General features: G+C 60.0%; 8 protein-coding genes, 4 tRNA genes and 1 rRNA gene. All 13 read right to left on the reverse strand.

The genetic code is table 11. From position 1 onward, the window contains the following. Nucleotides 1–7: 7 nt before the first annotated feature. The 13 genes from rpoB to rrf all read right to left on the reverse strand — a co-directional run bounded on the left by rpoB (nt 8) and on the right by rrf (nt 9,931). On the reverse strand, nt 8–4,114 hold the full coding sequence (rpoB, locus tag QCE64_RS11835; protein WP_309931162.1) for a DNA-directed RNA polymerase subunit beta: 4,107 nt from the start codon (nt 4,112–4,114) through the stop codon (nt 8–10). Between the two features lie 368 nt (nt 4,115–4,482). Then, nucleotides 4,483–4,860 carry a 50S ribosomal protein L7/L12 gene (rplL, locus tag QCE64_RS11840; protein ID WP_094781735.1) on the reverse strand — a complete coding sequence of 126 codons (378 nt, stop codon included), beginning with the start codon at nt 4,858–4,860 and terminating at the stop codon, nt 4,483–4,485. 83 nt (nt 4,861–4,943) lie between these two features. Then, nucleotides 4,944–5,441: a 50S ribosomal protein L10 gene (gene rplJ / locus QCE64_RS11845; RefSeq protein WP_309833617.1), complete on the reverse strand. Its 498-nt coding sequence runs from the start codon at nt 5,439–5,441 to the stop codon at nt 4,944–4,946. Nucleotides 5,442–5,745: 304 nt separating this feature from the next. Next, complete coding sequence (gene rplA / locus QCE64_RS11850) at nt 5,746–6,444, reverse strand: 50S ribosomal protein L1 (RefSeq protein ID WP_309918864.1); 699 nt, start codon at nt 6,442–6,444, stop codon at nt 5,746–5,748. Continuing rightward, nucleotides 6,445–6,876 carry a 50S ribosomal protein L11 gene (gene rplK / locus QCE64_RS11855; protein WP_061163555.1) on the reverse strand — a complete coding sequence of 144 codons (432 nt, stop codon included), beginning with the start codon at nt 6,874–6,876 and terminating at the stop codon, nt 6,445–6,447. It abuts the gene before it with no gap. A gap of 146 nt (nt 6,877–7,022) precedes the next feature. After that, nucleotides 7,023–7,580 (reverse strand): transcription termination/antitermination protein NusG, encoded by a 558-nt coding sequence (gene nusG, locus QCE64_RS11860; protein WP_050454953.1) that lies wholly within the window; start codon nt 7,578–7,580, stop codon nt 7,023–7,025. A 1-nt stretch (nt 7,581) separates the two neighbouring features. Further along, nucleotides 7,582–7,962 (reverse strand): preprotein translocase subunit SecE, encoded by a 381-nt coding sequence (gene secE / locus QCE64_RS11865; RefSeq protein WP_309918867.1) that lies wholly within the window; start codon nt 7,960–7,962, stop codon nt 7,582–7,584. Nucleotides 7,963–7,998: 36 nt separating this feature from the next. After that, nucleotides 7,999–8,074 (reverse strand) — tRNA-Trp (locus tag QCE64_RS11870). 67 nt (nt 8,075–8,141) lie between these two features. Beyond that, nucleotides 8,142–9,332: an elongation factor Tu gene (gene tuf, locus QCE64_RS11875; RefSeq protein WP_309918853.1), complete on the reverse strand. Its 1,191-nt coding sequence runs from the start codon at nt 9,330–9,332 to the stop codon at nt 8,142–8,144. 62 nt (nt 9,333–9,394) lie between these two features. Next, a tRNA-Thr gene (locus QCE64_RS11880) sits at nt 9,395–9,469 on the reverse strand. Nucleotides 9,470–9,484: 15 nt separating this feature from the next. Beyond that, nucleotides 9,485–9,558: transfer RNA gene (locus tag QCE64_RS11885), tRNA-Gly, on the reverse strand. A gap of 30 nt (nt 9,559–9,588) precedes the next feature. After that, nucleotides 9,589–9,674: transfer RNA gene (locus tag QCE64_RS11890), tRNA-Tyr, on the reverse strand. A gap of 143 nt (nt 9,675–9,817) precedes the next feature. Then, nucleotides 9,818–9,931 (reverse strand): 5S ribosomal RNA (gene rrf / locus QCE64_RS11895). Between the last annotated feature and the right edge of the window lie 39 nt (nt 9,932–9,970).

Raw genomic sequence — 9,970 nt, forward strand, 5'->3', positions numbered from 1 at the left:
AGTCCGATTAGTTGCGGTCGAGATCGATGTCGATGCCGAGCGAGCGGATTTCCTTCACCAACACGTTGAAGGATTCCGGCATGCCCGCGTCGATCACGTGATCGCCCTTGACGAGGTTCTCATAAACCTTCGTCCGGCCCGTCACGTCGTCCGACTTGACCGTCAGCATTTCCTGCAGCACGTACGACGCGCCATACGCCTCGAGTGCCCACACTTCCATTTCACCGAAGCGCTGGCCACCGAACTGCGCCTTACCACCCAGCGGCTGCTGCGTGACGAGCGAGTACGGACCGGTCGAACGCGCGTGCATCTTGTCGTCGACCAAGTGGTGCAGCTTCAGGTAGTGCATGTAACCGACCGTGACCGTGCGCTCGAATGCTTCGCCCGTGCGGCCGTCGTACAGCGTGACCTGGTTCTTCGAGGGCGTCATGCCGAGGTTCGTGGCGATGTCGTCCGGGTAAGCCAGATCCAGCGCGCGCGACATTTCGTCTTCCGTGGCGCCGTCGAACACCGGCGTCGCGAACGGCACGCCTTCGCGCAGGTTCTTCGCCAGTTCGAGGATCTCGTCGTCGGAGAAGCTTTCCAGCTCTTCCTTGCGGCCCGACTCGTTGTAGATCTTCGTCAGGAACTGACGCATCTCTTCGATCTTCGCCTGACGCTGCATCATCTCGCCGATACGCCAGCCCAGACCCTTCGCGGCCCAGCCCAGATGCACTTCGAGAATCTGACCCACGTTCATCCGCGACGGCACGCCGAGCGGATTCAGCACCACGTCTGCCGGACGGCCATCGGCCATGTACGGCATGTCTTCGATCGGCACGATCTTCGACACGACACCCTTGTTGCCGTGACGGCCCGCCATCTTGTCGCCCGGCTGCAGGCGACGCTTCACGGCGAGATAGACCTTGACCATCTTCAGCACGCCCGGCGGCAGTTCGTCGCCTTGCGTGAGCTTCTTGCGCTTCTCTTCGAACGCGAGGTCGAACTGGTGACGCTTCTGCTCGATCGAGTCCTTGATCGCTTCCAGCTGTGCCGCTGCGTCTTCGTCCGCGAGGCGGATGTCGAACCAGTGGTAGTGGTCGAGATCTTCGAGGTACGCGAGGTCGATCTTCGTGCCCTTCGCGAGCTTCTTCGGACCACCGTTCGCGACCTTGCCGTTCAGCATGCGGGCGAGACGCGAGAACGCGTCGCCTTCCACGATGCGCAGCTGGTCGTTCAAATCGAGGCGATAGCGCTTCAGTTCATCGTCGATGATCTGTTGCGCGCGCTTGTCACGCGTGATGCCTTCGCGCGTGAACACCTGCACGTCGATCACCGTGCCGCTCATGCCCGACGGCACGCGCAGCGACGTGTCCTTCACGTCCGAGGCCTTCTCGCCGAAGATCGCGCGCAGCAGCTTTTCTTCCGGCGTCAGTTGGGTCTCGCCCTTCGGCGTGACCTTGCCGACCAGCACGTCGCCTGCTTCGACTTCCGCGCCGATGTACACGATGCCCGACTCGTCGAGACGGCCAAGCTGCACTTCGGCCAGGTTCGAGATGTCGCGCGTGATTTCTTCCGGTCCGAGCTTCGTGTCGCGTGCAACGACGTTCAGTTCTTCGATGTGGATCGACGTGTAACGGTCATCCGCGACGACCTTTTCCGAGATCAGGATCGAGTCTTCGAAGTTGTAGCCGTTCCACGGCATGAACGCGACCAGCATGTTCTGGCCGAGCGCGAGCTCGCCCAGATCGGTCGAGGCGCCGTCGGCCAGCACGTCGCCGCGCGCCACCTTGTCGCCGACCTTCGCGATCGGACGCTGGTTGATGTTCGTGTTCTGGTTCGAACGCGTGTACTTGATCAGGTTGTAGATGTCCACGCCGACGTCGCCGGCGACGGCTTCATCGTCGTTCACGCGGATCACGATACGGCCCGCGTCGACGTAATCCACCACGCCGCCACGCAGTGCCTGGACCGTCGTACCCGAGTCGACCGCCACCGTGCGCTCGATGCCCGTACCGACGACCGGCTTTTCCGGACGCAGGCAAGGCACGGCCTGACGCTGCATGTTCGAACCCATCAACGCGCGGTTCGCGTCATCGTGCTCGAGGAACGGAATCAGCGATGCCGCCACCGACACGATCTGCGACGGCGCCACGTCCATGTACTGGATGCGGTCCGGCGTGACCATCAGCGTTTCGCCGGCTTCACGCGACGACACGAGTTCGTCGGTCAGCGTGCCGTCTTCGGCCACCGCGGCGTTCGCCTGGGCGATCACGTAACGACCTTCTTCGATCGCCGACAGATAGTCGATCTGATCCGTCACCTTGCTGTCCGTGACCTTGCGATACGGCGTTTCGAGGAAGCCGTATTCGTTCAGGTGCGCGTACAGCGCGAGCGAGTTGATCAGGCCGATGTTCGGACCTTCCGGCGTTTCGATCGGGCACACGCGGCCATAGTGCGTGGGGTGCACGTCGCGGACTTCGAAGCCTGCGCGCTCACGCGTCAGACCGCCCGGGCCCAGTGCGGAAACACGGCGCTTGTGCGTGATTTCCGAGAGCGGGTTGGTCTGGTCCATGAACTGCGACAGCTGCGACGAACCGAAGAACTCGCGAATCGCCGACGAAATCGGCTTCGAGTTGATCAGGTCGTGCGGCATCAGGTTTTCGCTTTCTGCCTGGCCGAGACGTTCCTTCACGGCGCGCTCGACACGCACGAGACCCGCGCGGAACTGGTTCTCCGCGAGTTCGCCGACGCAACGCACGCGACGATTGCCCAAGTGGTCGATATCGTCCACTTCGCCCTTGCCGTTGCGCAGCTCGACGAGAATCTTGATGGTCGCGAGGATGTCGTCGTCCTGCAGCGTCATCGGGCCGATGATTTCATCGCGGCCCACGCGGCGGTTGAACTTCATGCGGCCGACCTTCGACAGGTCGTACGCGTCTTCGCTGTAGAACAGACGGTTGAACAGCGCCTCGACCGCTTCTTCGGTCGGCGGCTCGCCCGGACGCATCATGCGGTAGATCGCGATGCGCGCGGCCATGCGGTCGGCGGTTTCGTCGATACGCAGCGTCGACGAGATGTACGGGCCTTGGTCCAGGTCGTTCGTGTAGAGCGTCTGGATGTCCTTGACCTTCGCTTCGCGCAGCTTCTCGAGCACCGTCTCGGTGATTTCCTCGTTGGCGTTCGCGATCACTTCGCCCGTTTCCGGATCGATCACGTTCTTCGCCAGCACGCGGCCGAGCAGATAGTCCTCGGGCACCGAGATGAACTTCGTCTTGGCGTTTTCGAGGTCGCGAATGTGCTTCGCGTTGATCCGCTTGTCCTTCGTGACGATGACGCTGCCTTCGCGATCCTGGATGTCGAAGCGCGCGACTTCACCGCGCAGGCGCTCGGGAACGAATTCCATTTGCGCGCCTTCGCTCATCAACTGGAAGTTGTCGAACACGAAGAAGTTCGCGAGGATCTGTTCCGGCGACAGGCCGATGGCCTTCAGCAGGATCGTGACCGGCATCTTGCGGCGACGGTCGACGCGGAAGTACAGCACGTCCTTCGGATCGAATTCGAAGTCGAGCCACGAACCACGGTAAGGGATGATGCGTGCCGAGAACAGCAGCTTGCCGGAGCTGTGCGTCTTGCCCTTGTCGTGCTCGAAGAACACGCCAGGCGAACGGTGGAGCTGCGACACGATCACGCGCTCGGTACCGTTGATGACGAACGAGCCGGTCGGCGTCATGAGCGGAATTTCGCCCATGTAGACTTCCTGCTCCTTCACTTCCTTGACGACCGGCTTGCTCGGGGATTCCTTGTCGAGCAGAACCAGGCGCACTTTCGCGCGCAGGGCCGAGCAGTACGTCAGGCCGCGCTGCTGGCATTCCTTGATGTTGAATGCGGGCGGCGACAGCATGTAGCTGACGAATTCGAGCCGCGCGAAACCGTTGTGCGAAACGATCGGGAAAACAGAGCTGAACGCAGCCTGCAAGCCTTCTGCCTTGCGCTGCGACGAGGACGTATCCGCTTGCAGAAACGTCTGGAATGATTCAAGCTGGGTTGCCAGCAAGAAGGGAACTTGGTGAACGATGGGGCGCTTCGCGAAACTCTTGCGAATACGCTTCTTCTCGGTGAAGGAATATTGCATACGATCTCCGAATCACGGCGGGCGTTGCCGAGGCGGGATACCTCGGCGTCACCGCCCGGTGTTCACCGACTGAGACCCGCGCAGCTGTCCGGGGAGGACGCGCGAATCTAGAAGCTTGGTGGTTGGCCGCTACCAACCGCTGGCTGACGGCAGCGGATGCCTGTGTTTCCCGCTACCCGACCAAACTTGCCTTCTGCAGTCGCTTCAGAAGACAAAGAAAACTGCCGGAAAAGTCTGCCGATCCGACCGTCATCTTTGGCCTCTATGAGGACTTTCGTACCTGTTGGCAAGCACGAAAACTGCGTCCCCACAAAGCACAAAAAGGCCGGCGGTGAAAAACCGCCAGCCTTCGCATAGCGCGCTGAAACTTACTTGATTTCAGCCTTCGCGCCAGCTTCTTCCAGCTTCTTCTTCGCTTCTTCAGCGGCTGCCTTCGGAACTGCTTCCTTGACAGGCTTCGGTGCGCCGTCGACCAGGTCCTTCGCTTCCTTCAGGCCGAGACCCGTCAGTTCGCGAACAGCCTTGATGACGGAAACCTTGTTCGCGCCCACTTCGACCAGGTTCACGGTGAACTCGGTTTGCTCTTCAGCAGCAGCAGCGCCGCCGCCAGCACCTGCGGGGCCAGCGACTGCAACAGCAGCTGCCGACACGCCAAACTTCTCTTCGAACGCCTTGACCAGCTCGTTCAGTTCCAGAACGGACATCGAGCCAACGGCTTCGAGGATGTCTTCTTTTGCGATTGCCATGTGAAATACTCCTAGATTGAATTCGGATCGAGCTAGCGATCTAGCTTTGCCTAACTTAAGCGACTAGCGCCCAAGCGTGATCGTTACGCAGCTTCGCTCTGCTTCTTTTCAGCCAGCGCGGCGAGAGCGCGCGCAAAGCCGGAAACAGGTGCCTGCATGACGAACAGCAGCTTGGAGAGCAGTTCTTCGCGGCTCGGGATGCTGGCCAGCGCTTGCACGCCTGCCTTGTCCATCACCTTGCCTTCGTAGGAACCAGCCTTGATGATCAACTTGTCATTGCTCTTGCCGAAGTCATTGACGACCTTGGCAGCGGCAATGGCATCTTCCGAGATGCCGTAGATCAGAGGACCGGTCATCTGCTCAGCCAGCGGAGCGAACGGGGTACCTTCGACGGCGCGACGCGCCAACGTGTTCTTCAACACGCGGAGATACACCTGTTGCTCACGCGCTTTCGCGCGCAGCTTGGTCAGATCGCCAACCGTGATCCCACGATACTCAGCGAGCACCATCGTCTGAGCCTTCGCGACTTCCGCGGCGACTTCAGCGACAACTGCCTGCTTATCTTCTTTGTTCAGTGGCACGGTTAAACCTCCAGATTCGATGCATTCGGGCCACAAACCCTGGTGCACCACGTTCAAAACGGCGTCCGACTGTTAGGAGTATCTCGATCGATCGGTGACCATCCTGTTAGACGATCGACAACCGACTTCAACCACTGCAAAACTGTTTCGGGTTCGCCATCTGCGTTGGCTCGAATTAAGGCGATGCCTGCCTGCTGCATCACCGCCAACGGTCTTTGACAACCGGTCACACGATTCGGAACTGCAATCCTGCGACCGCCCAAAGCCCTTTATCAGCGCGATCGTCCGATCGCGCTCGACATTCTTACTGTTGCGCCAGCGTGCCTTGATCCACGCGAACGCCGACACCCATCGTGCTCGACACAGCGATCTTGCGCAGGTAGACACCCTTGCTCGTTGCCGGCTTCGCCTTTTGCAGCGCTTCGATCAGCGCAGCCAGGTTCTGACGCAGCGACGCGGATTCGAACGACGCGCGACCAATCGTGCCATGGATGATACCGGCCTTGTCGACGCGGAACTGGACTTGACCAGCCTTTGCGTTCTTGACGGCTTGCGCCACGTCCGGCGTGACCGTACCGACCTTCGGGTTCGGCATCAGGCCGCGCGGGCCGAGGATCTGACCCAGCGTACCGACGACACGCATCGTGTCCGGCGAAGCGATCACGATGTCGAAATTCAGGTTACCGGCCTTGACTTGCTCGGCCAGGTCTTCCATGCCGACGATGTCAGCGCCAGCAGCGCGAGCCTGCTCGGCCTTTTCGCCCTGCGCGAACACCGCGACGCGGACCGACTTGCCCGTACCGGCCGGCAGAACGACCGAACCGCGAACCACCTGGTCCGACTTCTTCGCGTCGATGCCGAGCTGCACGGCGACGTCGATCGACTCGTCGAACTTGGCGCTCGCGCATTCCTTCACGAGAGCCAGTGCGTCGTCGATCGCGTACAGCTTCTGACGATCAACCTTGCTTGCGAATGCCTGAAGGCGCTTAGAAAGCTTAGCCATTTACACGCCCTCCACAGTGATGCCCATCGAACGCGCGCTGCCGGCGATCGTGCGCACGGCTGCGTCCAGATCAGCTGCCGTAAGATCCGGCATCTTCGTCTTTGCGATTTCTTCCGCTTGAGCGCGGGTGATGTTGCCGACCTTGTCGGTGTGCGGCTTCGCCGAGCCCTTCTGCACTGCCGCTGCCTTCTTGATCAGAACAGTAGCCGGCGGCGTCTTCATGATGAAGGTGAAGCTCTTGTCCGCGAATGCCGTGATGACGACCGGCACCGGCAGACCCGGCTCCATACCTTGAGTCTGCGCGTTGAACGCCTTGCAGAACTCCATGATGTTCAGGCCACGCTGGCCCAGTGCCGGACCGACCGGCGGCGACGGGTTGGCTTTACCTGCAGGAATCTGCAGCTTGATAAAGCCGATGATTTTCTTTGCCATGTTGAAAACCTCTGCTGAACGCGCGAGCGTTCGGTGAGTGATAGCGCGCGTTCGGCTTGATGCCTACTGACGCTCCTCAACAGCCATGACGCGGGCTGTAAGCGCGAATCGCGCGATGACCGTGAGGTCACGCGCGAGAATCAGATTCAAGTCTTCTCGACCTGGCCGAACTCGAGTTCGACTGGCGTCGATCGTCCAAAAATGGTCACTGAGACACGCACCTTGGACTTTTCGTAGTTGACTTCCTCGACGTTGCCGTTGAAGTCGGTGAAAGGACCTTCCTTCACCCGAACCATTTCGCCTACTTCGAAGAGCGTCTTCGGCCGCGGCTTCTCGACACCTTCCTGCATCTGCGACATGATCTTTTCGACTTCACGCGGCGAAATCGGGCTGGGCCGATTCCGCGCTCCGCCGACGAACCCTGTGACCTTCGCCGTATTCTTGACGAGATGCCACGTTTCGTCCGTCATTTCCATCTCGACCAGGACGTAGCCCGGGAAGAAACGACGCTCGGTGACCGACTTGTGGCCACCCTTGACTTCTACCACTTCCTCAGTCGGCACCAGAATCTGGCCAAACTGGTCCTGCATACCTGCCCGATCGATGCGCTCCTGAAGCGCACGTTGCACGCTCTTCTCCATGCCGGAGTAGGCGTGCACCACGTACCAACGCTTTCCGCTCGGGGATGTCGGAGTATCGCTCATATCATTTCCATCCCAGAATCGCCGAGAAAATCACCCATTCGATTGACTTGTCGCTAAGCCAAAGGAATATGGCCATGATCAGTACAAACGCGAAGACCACCAAGGTTGTTTGCGTAGCCTCTTTGCGAGTAGGCCACACGACCTTGCGGACTTCCTTGTACGAGTCCTTGGCAAAGGCGATGAACCCTTTCCCCGGCGCAGAGAAAAGACCGACCGCGACACCCGCGATGACGCCGACAACAAGGGCCGCTCCGCGGAAGTACCATTCTTGGCCAGAAAGCCAGAAGAAACCCACGAACCCGGCCAAGACCAACAATACGCCAGCCACCAACATCAACTTGTCGCCGGAAGTATTTACAGTTTCGACGGAAGGATTCGCCATAACACCTTAAACACAGCGCCACGAGGCGCAAGAATTTGGCAGGGGCAGAGGGAATCGAACCCCCAACCTTCGGTTTTGGAGACCGACGCTCTGCCAGTTGAGCTATACCCCTAAACCATTTGGAGTCGCCGAAAGCCGACGACTCCGAAACCACAAACTACCGAGAAGATTTCTGGCTCTTACTCGATAATCTTCGCCACGACACCGGCGCCGACGGTACGACCGCCTTCACGGATAGCGAAACGCAGACCTTCTTCCATGGCGATCGGGGCGATCAGCTTGACCGTGATCGACACGTTGTCGCCCGGCATCACCATTTCCTTGTCCTTCGGCAGCTCGATCGAGCCCGTCACGTCCGTCGTACGGAAGTAGAACTGCGGACGGTAGTTGTTGAAGAACGGCGTGTGGCGGCCGCCTTCGTCCTTGCTCAGCACGTACACTTCAGCCGTGAAGTGCGTGTGCGGCGTGATCGAACCCGGCTTGGCCAGAACCTGGCCACGCTCCACGTCTTCACGCTTCGTGCCACGCAGCAGGATACCGACGTTGTCGCCTGCCTGACCCTGGTCGAGCAGTTTGCGGAACATTTCCACGCCCGTGCAGGTCGTCTTCACCGTCGTCTTGATACCGACGATTTCGATTTCCTCGCCAACCTTCACCACGCCACGCTCGATACGGCCCGTCACCACCGTGCCGCGACCCGAGATCGAGAACACGTCTTCCACCGGCATCAGGAACGAACCGTCAACCGCGCGTTCCGGCGTCGGGATGTACGTGTCCAGCGCGTCGGCCAGGCTCATGATCGCCACTTCGCCCAGCTCGCCCGTGTCGCCTTCCAGCGCCAGCTTGGCCGAACCCTTCACGATCGGCGTGTCGTCGCCCGGGAAGTCGTACTTCGAGAGAAGCTCGCGCACTTCCATTTCGACCAGCTCGAGCAGCTCGGCGTCGTCGACCATGTCGCACTTGTTCAGGAACACGATGATGTACGGCACGCCGACCTGACGGGCCAGCAGGATGTGCTCGCGCGTTTGCGGCATCGGGCCGTCAGCGGCCGAGCACACCAGAATTGCGCCGTCCATCTGCGCGGCGCCCGTGATCATGTTCTTCACGTAGTCGGCGTGGCCCGGGCAGTCGACGTGTGCGTAGTGGCGGTTAGCCGTTTCGTACTCGACGTGCGCGGTGTTGATCGTGATGCCGCGCGCCTTTTCTTCCGGTGCCGCGTCGATCTGGTCGTATGCCTTCGCTTCGCCGCCGAACTTCTTGGTCAGCACCGTGGTGATCGCTGCCGTCAGCGTGGTCTTGCCGTGGTCAACGTGACCGATCGTACCGACGTTCACGTGCGGCTTGGTCCGCTCGAATTTACCTTTGGCCATTTTCGACTCCTAACAGGATTTTCGCACCTTGCGCCGCGCGCAACTTACTGGACAAATACTGCTGGTGCCCATGGGCAGGATCGAACTGCCGACCTCTCCCTTACCAAGGGAGTGCTCTACCACTGAGCCACATGGGCACTGCTAACCGACACTGGAGCGGGTGAAGGGAATCGAACCCTCGTCATAAGCTTGGAAGGCTTCTGCTCTACCATTGAGCTACACCCGCGAGGGTTGGATTCCCTTACCGCTTGAATTCTGGTGGAGGAGGTTGGATTCGAACCAACGTAGGCGTAAGCCAACAGATTTACAGTCTGCCCCCTTTAGCCACTCGGGCACCCCTCCGCAGAGAACTATCGATTATGGGGTAACAACACGCCCTTGTCAAGCGTTTCTTACGACCCGAGCACGACGCTCTTACTTATAGGTATGACGAAACGCAAAAACCCCACCTTTGTGGGGTGGGGTTTTTGTTTTGAGCATGAGGAGCCTGACGATTACCTACTTTCACACGGGTGATCCGCACTATCATCGGCGTGGAGTCGTTTCACGGTCCTGTTCGGGATGGGAAGGGGTGGTACCGACTCGCTATGGTCATCAGGCATGACTTGTTGTTGTGTCGTCGGGGACGGCACAACCAA

It is taken from the genome of Caballeronia sp. LZ043 (assembly GCF_031451075.1).
GTDB lineage: Bacteria > Pseudomonadota > Gammaproteobacteria > Burkholderiales > Burkholderiaceae > Caballeronia.